Here is an 18,059-nt window from a genome sequence, read left to right as displayed (position 1 = left end):
ATGACTCTCACGACCGAACGTGATGGTGTGACGAACGGCGGTATGACCGAGCATGTGGTGCGCAACGGCGATATCGACGTCGCGTACTTCATGCAGGGCAACCCCGAGGGCGAGACCATCCTGTTGGTTCACGGGTGGCCCGACTCGCACCATCTATGGGACGGTGTTGCGCCGCTGCTCCGGGACCGCTTTAGACTGGTCGCGATTGACAATCGCGGAGCGGGCAAGAGTTCCAACCCCAAGAGCTTCCGTGACTTTCGGCTCACCGAGATGGCCAGTGATTACGTTGCCGTAGCCGATGCGGTCAGTCCGGATAAGCCGGTGCATGTGCTCGGGCACGACTGGGGCAGCGTCGCGATGTGGGAAGCGATCTGCGATCCCGAACTGGAGCACCGATTTTCCTCATTCACGTCGGTGTCGGGCCCCTCCGCGCATCACATGAGCAAGTGGGTGCGATCACGGTTCGGCAATCCGACACCCAAGAACCTGGCACTGGCGCTGGGCCAGATCGGCTCGCTGCTCTACATGTTCGGATCCATGACTCCGGTCATCCCGAACGTCCTGCTCAAGCTGACGATGAATGAAAGACGTTGGCGCACAGGTCTCTCCCTTGCCGAGGGGGCGCCGGTGGAGGACATTCACCTCGGGTCGACATTCATGAGCGATATCACCAGGACATTGCGCGTATACCGCGCGAACGCACTGCCGGCCATGCTGCATCCACAGGACCGGCATACCCGGGTGCCCGTTCAGGTCATCGTCGGCACCCGGGATCCCGCCGTGCGGCAATCGAACTATGACGACGAGCTCAAGTGGAATCAACAGACCTGGCGGCGTGTGCTGGATGGCGGCCACTGGCTGCCGTTCTCCCACCCGCAGGTGCTCGCGGCCGCGACAGCCGAACTGATCGATGCGGTATCGGGGAACCAGCCCGGACGTGGGCTACGGCGGGCAGAAATGGGCAAGAGTCGCAGACCGTTTGAGGATCAGCTGGTGGTCATCACCGGTGGCGGTAGCGGCATCGGTAGAGAAACCGCGCTCGAATTCGCGCGTCAGGGTGCTGAGGTGGTGCTCTCCGACGTCAATCTGGATGGCGCTAACGAAACGGTGTCCCTCATCGAGCAATCGGGCGGGGTGGCGCACGCCTATCGGCTCAACGTCGCGGACGAGGAGGCGGTCAACGCACACGCCGAGGAGGTCGTGAAACGTCATGGTGTGCCTGATGTTCTGGTGAACAACGCCGGGGTCGGCGCTGCCGGTGGATTTCTGGACACCCCCTCGGAAGAGTTCCGGCGCGTCATCGAGACCAACTTGTTCGGAGTGGTGAACGGTAGCCGAGCATTTGGGGCCAAGATGGCCGAACGCGGGCTCGGCGGTCACATCGTCAATCTGTCCAGCATGGCCGCGTATAGCCCGCAGAAGGCCTTCACCGCATATTCGACGAGCAAGTCGGCGGTATTCATGTTCTCCGACTGCCTGCGTGCCGATCTCGCCGCGCACAACATCGGCGTCACCACCATCTGCCCCGGGGTTGTGCACACCAATATCGTTGCCACCACTAAAATTTCGGGCGTCAGTGCCGACGAAGAGGCGCGCATGCAGCAGGCCGGGGATAGGGCCTACGCGATGCGCCGCTACGGCCCGGAAAAGGTCGCCCGCCAGATTGTCGGTGCGGTGCGCAAGAACAAGCAGGTTGTACCCGTGACCCCGGAGGCCCGACTGCAATACCTCAACAATCGGCTGGCCCCCGGGCTGACTCGTTACTTCGCCACCAAGGCGGGCATGACCGATCTGATCAAGCTGGTGCCGAACAAGAAGTAGCGGCGGCGGTCGGGCCGCTAGGTTGCCACCCGGAGGGCGACCGCGCGGCGTGCCCGGATGAATTGACCTTGTCCGGTGACTGTCTGGTCGATATCGGTCCAGCCCTGGGCGCGCAGCCAGCCGGTGACTTCGTCGCGCCCAAACGCACGAAAGCCGCCGATGCGCATGGCCGTGGTGACACCGGGCAGGGACGCCGCCCGAGTCCTCAGAGACGTGAAGACGACGATCTGACCGTCCGGCCCCGCCACCCGGCATAGTTCCCGGACGGCTTGCTCGGGATCGGGGATCAGATACAGCGCGGCGAGGCACACCACCGTGTCGAAGGTGGCGTCGGCGAAGGGCAACGAGTGCGCGCTACCGCGGATGTAATCGACCCGTTCCGCCGAGTTGTCGCGCACCGCGCGCCGCAGCATCGGCCCGGACAAATCCAGCCCAATACACACGCCGGCCGTGCCGAGCTGCGCCGCCAGCTCGCGGGTGTACAGGCCGGGACCGCATGCGACATCAAGGATCTTGTGATCGCCGCGACCGGCTATCTCGTCCATCAGCGCGGTATGGGCTTTGAGAGTGCTCTTTCCGCCATAGCTGAACCCGCGGGTGAACATCGGCCGCCAGGCACGCTCGTAGATCGCCGCCAATAGCGGGCTCTGCATGAACCGGTTGGCAACGGACACCGGTTCATCGCTTTCGGGGCCCAGGACGTCGAGATAGCCGTGATCACGCCGCGGGGGGTGATCGATCCGGGCCGGATCGATCAGCGAATCAGCCAGTGTCGGATGGTGCAGCATGCCCACGATGCCTCCCGGTCAACGTCGATCGAGCGAGTTTGTGGAACGGATAGTACTGGATACTTAAGGTCACGCATAGGTCCGTGATGGAGCGGTTTTCGCAGTATGGACCGCCGCAACCATCTTGCTATTTAGTGAATGGCGTGTCAGTCTATTAAATATTCTCCACTTGTCCGGTTGGGTGGGTCGTCGCGCGCGATGCGTGGGCAGCCGGGACGTTCGGCGAGATACCCCGCAAGGAATGGAAGGAATGTGCCGTGAAAAGAACCATGGAGACAGCCATGGGATTGCCCGACGAACCTGATTACGAGGTGGCGATCATCGGCGCCGGGCTGGGCGGCATCTGCGCGGCCATCAAGCTGCTTGAGATCGGTATCAAAGACTTCGTCATCATTGATCGGGACGAGGATTTCGGTGGCACCTGGTTGCGCAACACCTATCCGGGCGTCGGTGCGGACATTCCGGTGGTGGCCTACCAATTCACGTTCGCCCCGAAGGGGGACTGGCAGCGGTTCTTCGCCAGTGGAGCTGAGATACAGCAGTACGCCTTGGATTTGGTGGCCGAACACGGGCTGCGTGCGCATGCTCGGTTCGGGACATGTGTTCAGCGTGAGGTATTCGACGAAGACAACCACAGTTGGCGGCTGCACACCACAGGCGGCGAGGTCATCTCGTCGAGGTTCTTGATCAGTGCGATCGGCGCCTACATCAATCCTCGTACGGCGCCGGACATTCCGGGTTTGGACACCTTCGCCGGTCCGGTCCAGGTACCGTCCCGGTGGCAACACGACGTGGACATGCGTGGTAAGCGCGTCGGGATCGTCGGTGTCGGCAGCTCCACCGTGCAGATCGCTCCGGCCATCGCCGGCGAGGTGGAACACCTGGACGTGTATCAGCGGACCCCGCAGTGGTACTTCCCTAAACCCGACTTCCGGCTGCCGCGGCCATTGCAGCGGTTGTTGTCGCGGCGCCGGTTCGCCAATGCCCTGAATGGAATCGCCTTGGCCGGGATCGAACTTGGCCTACGCGTGCTGATCTACACGCCCAAGCCGCTTTTCCGTGCGGGCGGAGCAATTTTCGATCGGGTGGCGTTGTGGGCGTATCTCGGATGGCTGCGATACAAGGTGAAAGACCCGGAGGTGCGGCAGCAGCTGCGGCCGCGGTTCGGAGCGGGATGCACCCGCGGCACGCTGGGTGCCGATTACCTCCCCACCTTTAACCGGGCGAATGTGACGCTGGTGTCGAACGGTATCGAACGGATTACCCCGACCGGCATCGTGGACAGGGCGGGGACGGAGCGGCCGATTGACGTGCTGGTGCTGGCCACCGGCTACGAGATGTTCTCCGATCCCGAGACCTACCGAGTGGGGACGGTATTGGGCACCAAGGGATTCGACCTGGCCGAGTTCTATCGCGACAACGGTCTGCAGGCATATCAGAGTACGTCGGTTCCTGGGCTGCCCAACAGGTTTATGCTCGTGGGCCCGTATTCGTGGACGGGCACCAGCTTTCACTACATCCTCGAGAACTCGATGCGCCATATCGAAGCGGTACTCAAACTGGCCCGTGCCAGGAGAGCGACCTGGGTTGAGGTGACGCAGGAGGCCCTCGACGATTTTCAGGCCAGCATCTCCCGCAGCGGCGCGAACCTGAACCGGTACTTCACCGTGAACTGCGCCGGATCCAACAGCTATTTCATCAATTCGCAGGGCGATACGCCCTACGTGCGGCCGTGGACGGTGTTGCAGTCTTACCGGCGCAGTGTCCAATTCCCATCGACCGCATACGAATTCAAGCGCATCAGCAGCCCGGTGAAGGAGATCGAACATGCGGTTTGACGCAGTGCCCATTGCGGCGGACGGGGTCGAGGACTTCTTCGCGACGGCGCCGTTTGTGACCCGAGTTCGCCGCACCTTCGACGCCCCACCCGAGGATGTCTGGCGAGTGGTGTCCGGCGACCGGATGTGGTCGTGGTTGCCGTCGGTCTGGGGTTGCCGGTATCCGCTGGACATCACGCCCACCCCGGGCACCGTCCGGGACTTTCAGATGTACATCCACTCCTGGATGGTGTTCGCCCAGCACGAGCAGATCATTCATTTCGATGCTCCCCGCGTCATGCGATACACGGCGCTAGATGCCACCTTGCCGGTGTTCGGGTCCTGGTGCGAGGAATACCGGGTGGTGCCGGAACCCGAACCCGGCAAGGCAACCGTCGACTGGACGCTGGCCTGCGCGCCGCGGTACCTGACGAACATCCCGGGTTCGCGGTTCCTGATTCGGCCGGTCGCCGCCGTGCTTCAGCCGGTGTTCTGGTTTGGGCTCGGCGGGTTGGCCCGCGAGCTGCCGGTGCGCGGGCCACAGCGCACCGGTTGAGACTGCCCGGCCGGGCAGTACAGGCAGGGCGGGCTGTGTTCCACTGACAACATGCGGTTGATGGCGGTGCACGCCCACCCCGACGACGAGTCGAGCCGTGGTGCCGCGACCCTGGCCAAGTATGCGGCCGAGGGGCACCAGGTTCTCGTCGTAACAGCCACCGGCGGTGAGCGTGGGGACATTCTCAACCCGGCGATGAACCGGGCCGGCGTTCAGGAGAACCTGCGCCAGGTGCGCCGTCAGGAAATGGCGCTTGCCGCGAAAACCCTTGGTGTCGAGCACCATTGGCTGGGTTTCACGGACTCCGGCCTGCAGCTGGATCCTGGTCTGCTGCCGGCGGATGGCTTCGCGCTTGTGCCGCTGGCCGAATCGGTGGCATGCCTTACGGCGGTGATCGAGCAGTTTCGGCCGCATGTGATGGTCACCTATAACGAATGCGGCGGCTATCCACACCCCGATCACATCCGCTGTCATCAGATGGCTGTCGCGGCCTATGGGGCCTGCCCCGACGTGGCCAAGCTCTATTACTTTCACGAGATAGTCCGGGTGACACCGCGCATGGTGCGGTTCGCGGGCCGGGCCGAACGAATCGTCAGCCGGATGCCGCGGCGTCAATCCGCCGCCGCGGCATCCACGGATCAGCGGTTGGGCGACGTGACGGTGCCCGGCTGGGTGCGGGTCTCGAGCATGCTGACGCGACGGGTAGGCAGCCGGCGTGCAACGACCCTGGTTGCGTGCGGAGACTACTTCTGCGTTCGGGACAGGGCATTGCGGGCACACGCGTCGCAAGTGGACCCCAACGGGCCGTTCTTCCTGGTGCCATGGACCTGGCGGCAGCACCTTTGGCCCACCGAAAAGTTCGAGCTCGCGCACAGTCGCGTCGCGACCAAGGCCCCGGAGACCGACCTCTTCGCCGGCCTCTAGCCGCGAGCATGCTCGCGCCGTGCGGTGAGTGGGGCGCGCCGTGCGGTGAGTGGGGCGCGCCGTGCGGTGAGTGGGGGCGCGCCGGGCGCTAGTGCGGCGCCGCGGCGACCGTGGCGGGATGCACCGCGATCAGTCCCAGTCCCTTGCGGCGCTTGCACATCGCGGCCAGCTCCGCATATGCCTTTTCGCCCAGCAGCTCGGTCAGTTCCGGGGCGTACGACTGCCACACCTGCTTCTTGCCGACATGTGCTGCCGGGTCCCCGGTGCAGTACCAGTGCAGATCTGCGCCGCCTTCACCCCAGCCGCGCCGGTCGTACTCGGTAATCGTCGTCTTGAGGATCTGCGAACCGTCCGGACGGTCCACCCAGGCTTGCGTCCGCCGGATCGGCAGCTGCCAGCACACCTCGGGCTTCATCGTCAACGGCTCCACGCCCAGCTTGAGCGCCTTGGAATGCAGGGCGCAGCCGATGCCACCGGCGAAGCCGGGACGGTTCAAGAAGATGCAGGCGCCCTTGTACTTGCGTGTGCGCCACTGCTTTTCCCCGTCGAGCTCGTCCTTCTCGAGGTAGCCCTTGCGGCCCAGCCCCTTCTCCCGGAATTGCCAGTCGGCGTCGGTGAGCTTTTTGACCGAATCATCCAGATTCGCCCGGTCATCTGCGTCGGACAGAAAGGCCCCATGTGAGCAGCAACCATCGTCGGGGCGCCCAGCAACGGTTCCCTGGCATGCCGGTGTGCCGAACACGCAGGTCCAATGCGACAGCAGCCAGGTCATGTCGGCCTTGATCAGATGTTCCGGGTTCTCCGGGTCATAGAACTCCACCCACTCGCGGGCGAAGTCGAGCTCCACCTCCTGACCGTCGAGGGAGGCGTCACGTCCAAAGGGCTGTTTTGGCAGCGTCGTCACAGATGTCAACGGTAGACCCACTAACCTGTCCAGCGTGCGATTAGGCGTGCTGGATGTCGGCAGCAACACGGTGCACCTGTTGGTGGTTGATGCCCGACGGGGTGGGCACCCCACACCCATGAGTTCCACCAAGGCCGCGCTGCGTCTGGCAGAGGCCATCGATGAATCCGGCAAGCTCACCCGTAAGGGAGCGGACAGCCTGGTGCACACCATCGGAGAGTTCTCAAAGATTGCCCGCAGCTCTGGCTGCACGGAGATCATGGCGTTCGCCACCTCCGCGGTACGCGACGCCACCAACTCCGATGAGGTGCTGTCCCGGGTCAAGAAGGAGACCGGCGTAGACCTCGCGGTCCTCTCCGGTGTCAACGAGTCGCGGCTGACCTTCCTGGCGGTGCGGCGCTGGTACGGCTGGAGCGCCGGACGGATCATCAACCTCGACATCGGCGGCGGCTCTCTGGAGATGTCGTGCGGAGTCGACGAAGAACCCGACATCGCGTTGTCCCTGCCTCTGGGGGCAGGCCGGTTGACCCGGGAGTGGTTGGCCGAAGATCCGCCGGGACGGCGCCGCGTCGCTATGCTGCGTGACTGGCTGGAATCGGAACTGGTCGACGCCGCCAAACAGGTGGCGGCGGCCGGGGTGCCTGACCTGGCCGTAGCGTCCTCGAAAACGTTCCGGTCGCTTGCGCGACTCACCGGTGCTGCACCTTCCGGCGCAGGACCACGAGTTAAGAGGACACTTACAGCAAGCGGACTGCGTCAGTTGATCGCATTCATCTCGCGGATGACGACCGCAGACCGTGCGGAGTTGGAGGGAGTCAGTGTCGACAGGGCGCCTCAGATCGTCGCCGGAGCACTCGTCGCGGAGGCAAGCATGCGTGCTCTGTCGTTAGAGGCGGTCGATATCTGTCCCTGGGCTCTGCGCGAGGGCCTGATTTTGCGCAAGCTGGACAGCGAAGCGGATGGCACCGCATTTGTGGACTAAGACCCGTCCCCGGAGCCGCAGGGCCGGCGACATTAGCCTCGGACGGTAGGAGAGGACATGACCGAGTCAGACGACACGCAGCGGCCGGTATCGGTTGCCGAGCTGCTGGCGCGCAATGGTGCCGCCGAAGGCAAGATCAGCGGACACCGCCGCCGTATGCGCGGTAACGCCGATGCGATCCCGGTCGCCGAGCTGACCGGTGAGATCCCCGTCATCCGTGACAAGAAGGGCGGCCGGGCACGTCCCAATCCGTCGCCCGCCGCCGAAACCGCCGCACCCGAGGCAACCAAGGCGCCCGAGGCAGCGGCACCGTCGGAGACGCGTTCCTACCTGCGTTCCAATGAGGACGCGTTGTTCGGTGGCGACAGCATGGCCGACGAGGCGGCGCGCCGTGGTCCCAGCACGCCGTCCACGCCGGCTCAGCCGTCTTCGATGGCGTCCTCGCTGCGCAGCATCTTCCCGCCGACGCCAACCCCTGCCACGCGGCCGGGTGAACCGCGGAAGTCGATCGACTTCAACGACGCCACCGGCGTCATCTCCCCGGTCACCAGTGCGCCCACCTCCGAGCCCACCCCCAAGCCCACCCCCAAGCCCGAAGCCGCCAAGCCGGTCACACCCGTTCCGCCGGCGGCGCCATCCGCGCCTCCCGCGACTCCGCCGGCGCCGGTGTCTCGCCCCGTCGAACCCGAGCCGGAACCTGAACCCGAGCCGGAACCCGAAGCCGTCGTGCAGCCGGAAGCGGAGCCGGAGCCCGACGCCCGTCCCGAGGTCATCGCGGACGAGTACGAGGACGACGCGGAGTGCGAAGAGGACGACGGCGAGTACGGGCGCTCCACGGCCGTCGAATGGAACTCACACGACGCCGAGCACGATGTCGAGGGCGCAGAGAACGACTACGACGAGAATGACTATCAACTGGAGCATGAGCTTCAGGAGCTGGTCAATGAGCACGGGAGCCCGGTCGACACCGAGGCCAGTCAGCTCGCGGATGTCGAGACCGAGAAGAAGACCGACGCCGAGGCCAAGGCCGAGCGCAAGGAGAAGATCAAGACCTACCTGCAAGGCGGCTGGATCGCCGCCCAGTACCTGTTGGCGGCGGCTGCCGGGGCCGGCCTGTTCTTCGGATTCCGGGAGCTGTGGAGCTGGAACCAGGGCATCGCCCTGGTGCTGGGTGTGTTGTTCATCGCAATTCTTGTCGCGTCGCTGTGGGTGATTCGCAAGACGGTGGACTTGATCAGCATCCTCATCGCCATCGTGGTGGGAGCCCTGATCGCATTCGGTCCACTTGTCCTCATGCTGCAAGCAGTTGATTAGGTAGCGTTACCCAACCGTGCGCCCTGCGATCAAGGTTGGTCTGTCGACGGCCTCGGTATATCCGCTCAAAACCGAAGCTGCCTTCGAGTATGCGGCCCGGCTCGGGTACGACGGTGTCGAGCTCATGGTGTGGGCCGAGGCGGTGAGTCAGGACGTCAACGCCGTCGCGAAACTCTCCCGTAAGTACGGCATGCCGGTGTTGTCCGTGCACGCACCGTGCTTGCTTGTGTCGCAGCGCGTCTGGGGAGCCAACCCGATCCCGAAGCTGGAACGCAGCGTTCGCGCCGCCGAGAAGTTGGGCGCACAAACCGTTGTCGTGCATCCCCCGTTTCGGTGGCAGCGCCGGTACGCCGAGGGATTCGCCGAACAGGTTGCCGCGCTGGAGGACTCGAGTGACGTCCACGTGGCGGTGGAGAACATGTTCCCCCTGCGGGCCGATCGTCTCTTCGGCGCCGGGCAGACGTCGGTAGAACGTATGAAACGCCGCGGTGGCAGGCCGGGAATCGGAGTGTCCGCTTTCTCCCCATCGTTTGATCCCACCGACGCCAACCACGCCCACTACACCTTGGATCTGTCGCACACCGCGACCGCCGGTACCGACGCATTGGACATGATGCGCCGCATGGGATCTGGGCTAACGCATCTACATCTGACCGATGGCACAGGCGCGTCTGTTGATGAACATTTGGTGCCCGGCAAGGGAACTCAGCCCGTAGCGCAGGTTTGTCAGGAGCTGGCGGGCGGTGACTTCACCGGACAGGTGGTGCTGGAGGTGCACACCTCGACGGCGCGCACCGAAGACCAGCGCGAGGCCATTTTGAGGGAGTCGCTGGAGTTCGCCAGAACTCATCTGGTGCGATAGACGGCGTGGTAGATGCCCCCTTCGCGCAAGCTATGTCTCTCACCCCGGCCGGGGAGGGACTGTTTGACGCTCACCTGAATGACACCTGGACGATCGGGCCCAAGCTGCACGGTGGCGTGATGCTCGCGCTGCTCGCGGGGGCGGCGCGTGAGTCGCTGACCGAAGGTCTTCGCACAAGCGGCTCATCCGCGGGTCAGCGTGAGCCCATCGCCGTCAGCGCGAGTTACCTGTTCGCGCCGTCTCCCGGTGACATGCAGGTGCGTACGTCCGTGCGCAAGCACGGCAAGCAGATTTCTCTCGTTGATGCCGAGCTGATCCAGGGCGACCGCACCGCGGTTCATGCCGTCGTCACCCTGGGCACTCCGGAGCAGCATGTGGGCCCGCTTCTCACGGCCCTGCCGCCGGCACTCACCCAGCTGCCGGCCGAGCCGCCGCCGGGAGTGGCCCCGATAGCCGAGGGGCATCCGATGGGGGAGATCTTTCACCTGTTTGGCGGGTTGGATGTGCGCCCGTCACTGCGGTCGATGAGCGATCTGAGCGAGCGCGGCAAGCCCGAGATCGTCCTCTGGGCCCGGCCCCGCGATATGGCGCCCGACGGGCTGTTCGCGCTGGTCTGCGGTGACATCTCGGTGCCCGTGACCTTCCCGCTGGGGCGTTTTGGCTGGGCGCCCACCGTGCAGCTGACCACGTATCTGCGCACGCTGCCCGCGGATGGTTGGCTGCGCGTGCTGTGTAGCACCAATCAGATCGGGCAGCATTGGTTTGATTCCGAGCACACGGTGATCGACTCCGAAGGCGCGTTGGTGGTGCAGTCTCGCCAGCTCGCCATGGTGCCCGTAAACTGATCGGGCTACCTGACGAGGGAGACGGGCATGGGCGACAAGCAGAAGACGCCTGACTGGGTCGCCGAGCGCGGCGCGTGGGTGTTGGAAAACGGGCACCGGGCCTTGTTGAAACTGACAGGCGGCCGCTGGCCGCACAAACTCGGGTACATGCAGACCCTGGAGCTGCACACCATCGGACGCAAGTCCGGTGAACGCCGCTCAACATTGTTGAGCTCTCCCGTCTTTGGGCCGGACCGGATTATCGTCATCGCCTCACTGGGTGGTGCCTCGCACCACCCCGCCTGGTACCTCAATCTCGTCGCCGATCCCCATGTTGAAATCACTGTGCGCGGCGAGACCAAGCCGTACATCGCGCGTACCGCCTCGGCGGAAGAGAAGGCGGAACTGTGGCCGGAGATCACCCGGGGATTCGGCAACCCCTACGCGGGATATCAGCGCAGCACCACCCGCGACATTCCCGTCGTCATCTGTGAACCGGCATAAGGAGAATTTGTGAGCAAGCAACCCGACTGGGCCATCCGGATTGGTGCCTGGTTCTTGGAAAACGGTCACCGAGCACTGCTCGCGCTCACCGGCGGGCGCTATCCCAAGAAGGTGCTGGGGATGCAGCCAGTGGAGCTGTACACCATCGGCAGCAAGACGGGGCAGCGCCGCGGCACCCTGTTGACCGCTCCCATCTACGAGCCCGACAGGGTGGTGCTGGTGGCCTCCTACGGTGGCGGCACCGAGAACCCGGCCTGGTACAAGAACCTCGTGAAGAACCCGGCCGTCGAGATCGCTGTCGACGATGTCGCACGCCCCTTTACGGCGCACACCGCCTCGGCCGAGGAGAAGGCCGCGCTGTGGCCCACGATCGTCAAGGTCAACCCGGGCTATGCGGGCTACCAGAAGAACACCGACCGGGATATCCCCGTCATCATCTGCGTGCCGGCCTAGCGCCGGCCCTTGATTGTGGGCTGAGTCACATTCAGGATGGGTGCTAGGTCAATGTCGACACTAGGAGGCCCTTATGACGCGCACACAATACGGATCGCTGCGGGCCGGAGGGCTCAATTGGGATTCCATGCCGCTCAAGCTATTCGCGGGCGGTAACGCGAAATTCTGGGATCCGGCCGGTATCGACTTCTCGCGCGACAGGGCGGACTGGGAATCGCTCACCGAACGCGAACGCGACTATGCCACCCGGCTATGCGCGCAGTTCATCGCGGGCGAGGAATCGGTGACTCAGGATATTCAGCCGTTCATGTCCGCGATGCGCGCCGAGGGGCGGCTGGGCGATGAAATGTACTTGACGCAGTTCGCCTTTGAGGAAGCAAAGCACACTCAGGTATTTCGGCTCTGGCTCGACGCCGTCGGGGTCAGCGAGGATCTGCACGGCTATCTCGACGATCTGCCGGCCTACCGCGAGATCTTCTTCGATCGGCTGCCCGATGCTCTCGGAATGTTGGCCGCAGACCCGTCGCCGGCGGCGCAGGTCCGTGCGTCGGTGACCTATAACCATGTTGTGGAGGGCATGCTCGCGCTCACCGGATATTTTGCTTGGCACAAGATTTGCGTGGATCGCGGGATACTGCCGGGCATGCAGGAGCTGGTGCACCGGATCGGAGATGACGAGCGGCGCCACATGGCTTGGGGCACCTTCACCTGCCGGCGTCATGTCGCGGCCGATGACGCGAACTGGTCGGTGTTCGAAGCACGGATGAACGAACTCATCCCGATTGCCCTGCGGCTCACCGAAGAAGGCTTCGAACTCTACGGCGACGACACCCCGTTTGGGCTTTCTCTGGACGAGTTCATGCAGTACTCCGCAGACAAGGGTATGCGCCGATTCGGAACCATCAGCAGTGCCCGTGGCCGCCCGCTCGCGGAGATCGATCTGGACTATTCACCACTGCAGCTTGAAGATACGTTCGCCGCGGAGGACCGTCAGGCGCTCGCCGCCACGGCCTAGCGCGCGCTGCGTACCGTGGCGGCCCATAGCCGGGGGAAGGCCACATTGTGCATCGGGTTGGGCAGTATCAGGTGGTTATGCGCCAGCCCAACGGCGATGCGACGCTTGGGGTCTGCCCATCCGGTGGAGCCCCCGGCGCCCATGTGGCCGAACCCGCCCAGCAGCCCGGGGGCGGGGAAGCAGTGGTAGCCAAGGTCCCAGATATCGCGGGCAAGGGGAAGGCCGGGTCGGATCCCGCGCCCCCGGGCCAGTTCGGCGGTCTTCTCTGCCGAGAGCAGCTGACGGCCGTCGACGCTTCCCCGATTGCTCAACGCGGCATAGAGCTTGGCCAGCGCGGGCGCGGTGCAGATGGCATTACCCGCGCCCATCTGGGTGTCGTACAGCGGTGCACTGGTGTGTCCGTTGTCGGCGACGATGCGTTCGGCCCCCGGGACATGGATCGCGCCGGTGGCGCCGCGTGCTGCCGGTATGGCGTCGATGACGCGCGCGCCGAGGGACAGGCCCCGCGACAAGAAGGGCGTCCTCACTGCCTTCTCGAGGTGCGCGTAGATCCCCGCGGGGATGGTCGGCGAATCGGCAGGTGGTCGTCCTAGGTGGATGCCGTCCACCCCCAGAGGTTCGGCGATCTCGGCGCGGTAGAGCGCACGCATGTCTTGGCCGGTGATCGCGCGCCCGAGCCCGGCCAGCAGCCAGCCGTAGCTCATCGCGTGATAAGCGGCCTTGCCGTAGAAGCGCCCGACGGGGGCGGCGGCGAGCCGCTCCTCCATGAGTTCGTGATCGAGCAGTTCCTCGGGTGTGGATGCCAGCGGGGCGAGCGCGGCGAGCCCGGACTTGTGCGACAACACCTCTCGGACGGTGATCGACTCCTTGCCGTTGGCCGCGAACTGCGGCCAGTACCGGGCCACGGGAGCGTCATAGGTTAGGAGCCCGCGGTCGGCCAGCCGATGAATGACGGTGGCGGTTACGCCCTTGGACGCCGAGTAGACGATGGGCGCGGTGTCGTGGGTCCAGGGCATGCCCGGACGCGCCTCGCCGGCCCAGATATCGAGCACCGGTTCGCCGTCCACATATACGCAGAGTGCGCCGCCGCCGATGCGGCCCACGTACATCGACGCGAACTTGCGAACCACCCGATCGAACTCGGGTTGGGCCCAGCCGTGCACCCCGCCAGGCAGCTCGGTGCGGACGGGGACGGGTGCGATAGCGGGGGCCGTCTCCACGCGACGCTGCGGTTGTGACATATGTAACTTGTAGTCCGCGTATCCGCTTGCGCGCTACTACGCCAGGTCAGGTCTGCGAAGAGTCACCCATCGGGCCGACTGCGGGTATCGAGGGGCACAGACACCGCCGGCGCCACCGGCGCGCCGGAAAGCCGTTTCCGGACGTGCTAATTGGTCTGCCATGCTGGTCGCCATGTCCAGAATCGCAATTATCGGTGGCGGCAATATCGGCGAAGCACTCATCTCCGGGCTGCTGAGGGCCGGGCGGCAGGCCAAGGACATTGTTGTCTCGGAGAAGGTACCGGCACGGGCCAGGGCCCTTGCCGACGCGTACTCCATCCGGATCAGCGAGGTGGCCGACGCCGTCGAGGGCGCCGACTTCATCGTGGTGGCGGTCAAACCCTCCGATGTGGAGAGCGCAACGACCGAGATCGCCGCGGCGCTGGCGAAATTGGACGCCGAGGGCAGCGAGCGGGAAACCGAGCAGGTTCTGGTGTCGGTGGCCGCCGGGGTATCGACGGGATTCTTTGAATCCAAGCTGGCGGCCGGAGCACCGGTGGTGCGCGTGATGCCCAATGCCCCGATGCTGGTCGGTGCGGGGGTAAGCGCACTGGCCAAGGGCCGATTCGCCAATGATGAGCAGCTCAGTGCCGTCGCCGAGCTGCTCGAGTCCGTCGGCACCGTCATCACCGTCGCCGAATCGCAGATGGACACCGTGACCGCCATTTCCGGATCAGGGCCGGCTTACTTCTTTTTGCTCGTCGAGGCGCTGGTCGACGCGGGGGTGGCCTCGGGCCTCACCCGCCCCGTCGCAACCGATCTGGTCATCCAAACCATGGCCGGATCCGCCGCGATGCTCTTGGAACGGGCCGAATCGGACGAGAATCGCGCCCCCGGACTGCAGACCCGCACCGAGGTGGATACGACCGCCGCCGAGCTACGCGCGACGATTACCTCGCCGGGCGGTACTACCGCCGCTGCGCTGCGTGAACTGGAACGCGGAGGTTTGCGGGCAAGCGTCTACGCGGCCGTGGATGCCGCAAAAACACGCTCCGAGCAGCTCGGAATCACATCAGAGTAATTTAACCAAATCTTGATCAATTAGCCCACACGGGTATCAGTAACCCCACTGGTCCCGCTATTCTCCTTCTAGCACGTGCGTGTCCGTACCGCCGATGGGGAAGATCGGCGGCACGACATGTGCCGAGGGAAATGGGTATGCGATGACGTCAATGAACGGGCCATCCGCACGCGACGGGGCCGGCGCCAAGCCGGGCCGGGACGCGTCGGCTGCTGGCCAATCCGGGAAGGCTCAGTTCCTTACAGTCGCTGAGGTTGCCGCGCTGATGCGCGTCAGCAAGATGACTGTCTACCGGCTGGTACACAACGGAGAGCTGCCCGCGGTGCGGGTTGGCCGGTCGTTCCGGGTGCACGCCAAGGCGGTAAACGATCTGCTGCAGGCCTCCTACTTCGACGCCGGGTAGGCCAAACGGCGGGTAGGAACTGGACAAGAGCACCTTCCCGATTCGGCCGGTTTCCTGACGGGGGGCCGTAACGGGTAGAGTCGTGCGGCACCCTGGTTTAAGCCTTGAGGGGTTGGGGCGCTCGTGTACGGCTGGCATCAGCCGTTGTACACCGCCCACGGTAAAGACGATTTCACAGTAGTTAGCAGGAGTTCATGGGTTCAGTCATCAAGAAGCGGCGTAAGCGTATGTCCAAGAAGAAGCACCGCAAGCTGCTTCGTCGCACCCGCGTGCAGCGCAGAAAACTCGGCAAGTAAACCCTGTGTTAGTGGGCATCCGCTCCGGATGCCCACTACTGCCTTGATGGATAAGCTTCGTCCGTGAGCGCCGGCGAGTCCAACCTGCATTACCCGAGGGTCGTGCTGGTTACCGGGGCCAGCAGATTCCTCGGGGGTTACCTGGCTGCGCGCCTGGTCCAGAATCCGATGATCAATCGCGTGATCGCAGTGGATGCGGTCGCTCCGAGTAAGGACCTGCTGCGCCGCATGGGCCGGGCCGAGTTTGTCCGGGCCGATATCCGCAACCCGTTCATCGCGAAGGTTATTCGCAACGGCGAGGTCGACACGGTGGTGCACACCGCTTCGGCGTCCTACTCGCCGCGTTCCGGCGGGCGTGCCGCGCTCAAGGAATTGAACGTGATGGGCGCGATGCAGCTGTTCGCGGCCTGCCAGAAGGCCCCCACCGTGCAGCGCGTCGTGGTGAAGTCCACCGCGCAGGTGTATGGGGCCAGCGCCCGGGACCCGGTGATGTTCACCGAGGAGATGAGCGCGCGTCGCCCGCCCGCCGACGGGTTCGCACGCGACAGCATCGACATCGAGAGCTACGCCCGCGGCTTGGGCCGGCGCCGGCCCGATGTCGCCGTGACAATCCTGCGACTGGCCAATCTGATCGGTCCTGGCATGGATACCGCGCTGGCTCGCTATCTGGCGGGCCCGGTGGTTCCCACCATGCTCGGGCGCGACGCCCGACTGCAGCTGCTGCATGAGCAGGACGCGCTGGGTGCGCTCGAACGCGCCACCATGGCCGGTAAGGCGGGCACCTTCAACATCGCGGCCGACGGCATGATGATGATGTCGCAGGCAGTCCGGCGCTCGGGGCAGCTCGGCATTCCTGTGCCATCGTTTGCGGTTGCGGCGATCGCCTCCTTCACCAAGGGCACCCGTTACACCGAACTGAGTTCCGAACAGCGTGACTGGCTGGCTTACGGACGCGCCATGGACAACACCCGGATGAAGACCGAGCTCGGGTATCAGCCCAAGTGGACCACCATCGGGGCATTTGGGGATTACGTAAGGGGACGCGGGATCACTCCAGTTATCGAGCCGGAGTGGGTACGCTCATTGGGAGATCGCGCGGTGGCTTTCGCGCAGAAGATCAGTTCGTGAAAATAGGGTGGAGGTGAACAGCGTGGCTGGTGAGACCAAAGCGAAAGTTATTCAACTGCAGGCTAATTCGGAACGCCATGCTGCACGTGCTCGCCGGGCCGAGGCGCGTGCCGACGCCGGCAGGCGGCACCCCTCGTCGTTGACCAACGGTGCGCCCGTCCACGATCCCGCGGAAACCGCCGCAGTGATCCACGACCTCAATGAGATTCGGGCGGCACAGGGCAACGCTCACGTGGGCGACGAGGAGTCGCTGACGGCTCTCGCGGCCAACATTGCCGCCGTCGCTGAGTTCATTCGCCGGCGAGTGGGCGGCGATTACAGCGTTGATGATTTCGGATTCGACGAGCACCTCAACGAATCGCTGTTACTTCCTTTGCTGAGGCCACTGTTCAACCGTTGGTTCAGAGTGGACGTGACCGGGGTGGAGAACATTCCCGCTACCGGTGGAGCCCTGGTTGTGGCTAACCATGCCGGTGTGCTGCCCTTGGATGGGCTGATGCTGTCGGTGGCCGTGCACGACCGGTGCCCCGGCAACCGCACGCTGCGTAACCTGGCCGCCGACATGGTGTTCGACGCACCGTTCCTGGGGCAGTTGGCGCGAAAGGCCGGTCATACGCTGGCATGCACGGCCGATGCGCACCGGCTACTGTCCGGCGGCGAGTTGACGGCGGTGTTCCCGGAGGGTTACAAGGGCCTGGGCAAGCCGTTCAAGGATCGCTACAAACTGCAGCGGTTCGGTCGTGGCGGGTTTGTGGCGGCAGCCATCCGCACCGGTGCTCCCATCGTCCCGTGCTCGATCGTGGGGTCTGAAGAGATCTACCCGATGATCGCCGACCTGAAGGTGATCGCCCGGCTATTCGGCTTGCCGTACTTCCCGGTGACCCCGCTGTTCCCGGCGGCAGGTCCCGTCGGGCTGGTGCCGCTGCCGTCCAAGTGGCATATCGAATTCGGCACCCCGATCCCGACGGATGGGTACGACGAGGCCGCAGCCGACGATCCGATGGTGACCTTCGAGGTGACCGATCAGGTGCGCGAGACCATTCAGCAGACGCTGTACCGGCTACTCGCGGGCCGTCGCAACATGTTCTTCGGCTAAGACGCCCGGCCGCCGACCCTGCCGACACGCCGTATTGCGGTGGTTCTGTATCGCAGTTGCCGTCACCAGGC

General features: G+C 64.7%; 19 protein-coding genes. 16 read left to right on the top strand and 3 right to left on the bottom strand.

Annotation, left to right across the window (positions count from 1 at the left end):
- Positions 1-1,821, top strand: coding sequence for an SDR family oxidoreductase (locus MAB_RS20385; protein ID WP_005112148.1), 1,821 nt, complete (start codon positions 1-3; stop codon positions 1,819-1,821).
- 17 nt (positions 1,822-1,838) lie between these two features.
- Here the strand turns inward: MAB_RS20385 and MAB_RS20380 are convergent, their stop codons facing one another.
- Complete coding sequence (locus MAB_RS20380) at positions 1,839-2,609, bottom strand: class I SAM-dependent methyltransferase (RefSeq protein WP_005080268.1); 771 nt, start codon at positions 2,607-2,609, stop codon at positions 1,839-1,841.
- Between the two features lie 269 nt (positions 2,610-2,878).
- Between MAB_RS20380 and MAB_RS20375 the strand changes: the two genes are divergently transcribed.
- Genes MAB_RS20375 through mca form a run of 3 tightly spaced genes read left to right on the top strand, consistent with a single transcriptional unit; the run spans position 2,879 to position 5,906 of the window.
- Positions 2,879-4,447, top strand: coding sequence for a flavin-containing monooxygenase (locus MAB_RS20375; protein ID WP_005130449.1), 1,569 nt, complete (start codon positions 2,879-2,881; stop codon positions 4,445-4,447).
- Positions 4,437-4,982, top strand: coding sequence for an SRPBCC family protein (locus MAB_RS20370; protein WP_005061963.1), 546 nt, complete (start codon positions 4,437-4,439; stop codon positions 4,980-4,982). The genes MAB_RS20375 and MAB_RS20370 overlap by 11 nt, the downstream gene beginning before the upstream one ends.
- A gap of 51 nt (positions 4,983-5,033) precedes the next feature.
- The gene (gene mca, locus MAB_RS20365; RefSeq protein WP_005112145.1) at positions 5,034-5,906 is read left to right on the top strand and encodes a mycothiol conjugate amidase Mca; all 873 of its coding nucleotides are present in this window, start codon (positions 5,034-5,036) and stop codon (positions 5,904-5,906) included.
- 88 nt (positions 5,907-5,994) lie between these two features.
- Here mca and MAB_RS20360 read toward each other — a convergent pair whose 3' ends face one another.
- Positions 5,995-6,810, bottom strand: a complete 816-nt coding sequence (locus MAB_RS20360) for a DUF3109 family protein (RefSeq protein ID WP_005077870.1) — start codon at positions 6,808-6,810, stop codon at positions 5,995-5,997.
- A 34-nt stretch (positions 6,811-6,844) separates the two neighbouring features.
- Between MAB_RS20360 and MAB_RS20355 the strand changes: the two genes are divergently transcribed.
- From MAB_RS20355 to MAB_RS20325, 7 genes are all read left to right on the top strand, one after another.
- Positions 6,845-7,792 carry a Ppx/GppA family phosphatase gene (locus MAB_RS20355; RefSeq protein ID WP_005061956.1) on the top strand — a complete coding sequence of 316 codons (948 nt, stop codon included), beginning with the start codon at positions 6,845-6,847 and terminating at the stop codon, positions 7,790-7,792.
- A gap of 57 nt (positions 7,793-7,849) precedes the next feature.
- Positions 7,850-9,106 carry a hypothetical protein gene (locus tag MAB_RS20350; protein ID WP_005112142.1) on the top strand — a complete coding sequence of 419 codons (1,257 nt, stop codon included), beginning with the start codon at positions 7,850-7,852 and terminating at the stop codon, positions 9,104-9,106.
- A 16-nt stretch (positions 9,107-9,122) separates the two neighbouring features.
- On the top strand, positions 9,123-9,968 hold the full coding sequence (locus tag MAB_RS20345) for a sugar phosphate isomerase/epimerase family protein (RefSeq protein ID WP_005080273.1): 846 nt from the start codon (positions 9,123-9,125) through the stop codon (positions 9,966-9,968).
- A 5-nt stretch (positions 9,969-9,973) separates the two neighbouring features.
- Positions 9,974-10,813 (top strand): thioesterase family protein, encoded by an 840-nt coding sequence (locus MAB_RS20340; protein ID WP_005098444.1) that lies wholly within the window; start codon positions 9,974-9,976, stop codon positions 10,811-10,813.
- 27 nt (positions 10,814-10,840) lie between these two features.
- A complete protein-coding gene (locus MAB_RS20335) occupies positions 10,841-11,296 on the top strand; it encodes a nitroreductase/quinone reductase family protein (protein WP_005080275.1) in 456 nt (151 codons plus the stop codon).
- A 9-nt stretch (positions 11,297-11,305) separates the two neighbouring features.
- Positions 11,306-11,749: a nitroreductase/quinone reductase family protein gene (locus tag MAB_RS20330; RefSeq protein WP_005061943.1), complete on the top strand. Its 444-nt coding sequence runs from the start codon at positions 11,306-11,308 to the stop codon at positions 11,747-11,749.
- A 73-nt stretch (positions 11,750-11,822) separates the two neighbouring features.
- On the top strand, positions 11,823-12,764 hold the full coding sequence (locus tag MAB_RS20325) for a R2-like ligand-binding oxidase (protein ID WP_005094720.1): 942 nt from the start codon (positions 11,823-11,825) through the stop codon (positions 12,762-12,764).
- On the opposite strand, the gene MAB_RS20320 is transcribed toward MAB_RS20325, so the two are convergent.
- Positions 12,761-14,005, bottom strand: coding sequence for a serine hydrolase domain-containing protein (locus MAB_RS20320; protein WP_005112140.1), 1,245 nt, complete (start codon positions 14,003-14,005; stop codon positions 12,761-12,763). The two genes, MAB_RS20325 and MAB_RS20320, sit on opposite strands and share 4 nt — an antisense overlap.
- Positions 14,006-14,177: 172 nt before the next feature.
- Here MAB_RS20320 and proC point away from each other — a divergent pair, with 172 nt between their 5' ends.
- The 5 genes from proC (at position 14,178) to MAB_RS20295 (ending at position 17,988) form a co-directional block, all read left to right on the top strand.
- Positions 14,178-15,065 carry a pyrroline-5-carboxylate reductase gene (proC, locus tag MAB_RS20315; protein WP_171512658.1) on the top strand — a complete coding sequence of 296 codons (888 nt, stop codon included), beginning with the start codon at positions 14,178-14,180 and terminating at the stop codon, positions 15,063-15,065.
- 142 nt (positions 15,066-15,207) lie between these two features.
- Complete coding sequence (locus MAB_RS20310) at positions 15,208-15,468, top strand: helix-turn-helix domain-containing protein (RefSeq protein WP_005061934.1); 261 nt, start codon at positions 15,208-15,210, stop codon at positions 15,466-15,468.
- Between the two features lie 194 nt (positions 15,469-15,662).
- A complete protein-coding gene (locus MAB_RS20305; protein WP_003402602.1) occupies positions 15,663-15,764 on the top strand; it encodes a 30S ribosomal protein bS22 in 102 nt (33 codons plus the stop codon).
- Positions 15,765-15,827: 63 nt separating this feature from the next.
- Positions 15,828-16,892: an SDR family oxidoreductase gene (locus MAB_RS20300; protein ID WP_005080280.1), complete on the top strand. Its 1,065-nt coding sequence runs from the start codon at positions 15,828-15,830 to the stop codon at positions 16,890-16,892.
- A 22-nt stretch (positions 16,893-16,914) separates the two neighbouring features.
- Complete coding sequence (locus MAB_RS20295) at positions 16,915-17,988, top strand: lysophospholipid acyltransferase family protein (RefSeq protein ID WP_005080281.1); 1,074 nt, start codon at positions 16,915-16,917, stop codon at positions 17,986-17,988.
- Positions 17,989-18,059 lie beyond the last annotated feature (71 nt).

Source organism: Mycobacteroides abscessus ATCC 19977 (assembly GCF_000069185.1).
In the GTDB taxonomy this organism is placed as follows: Bacteria; Actinomycetota; Actinomycetes; order Mycobacteriales; family Mycobacteriaceae; genus Mycobacterium; species Mycobacterium abscessus.
This window is presented reverse-complemented; position numbering and strand designations above follow the sequence as displayed.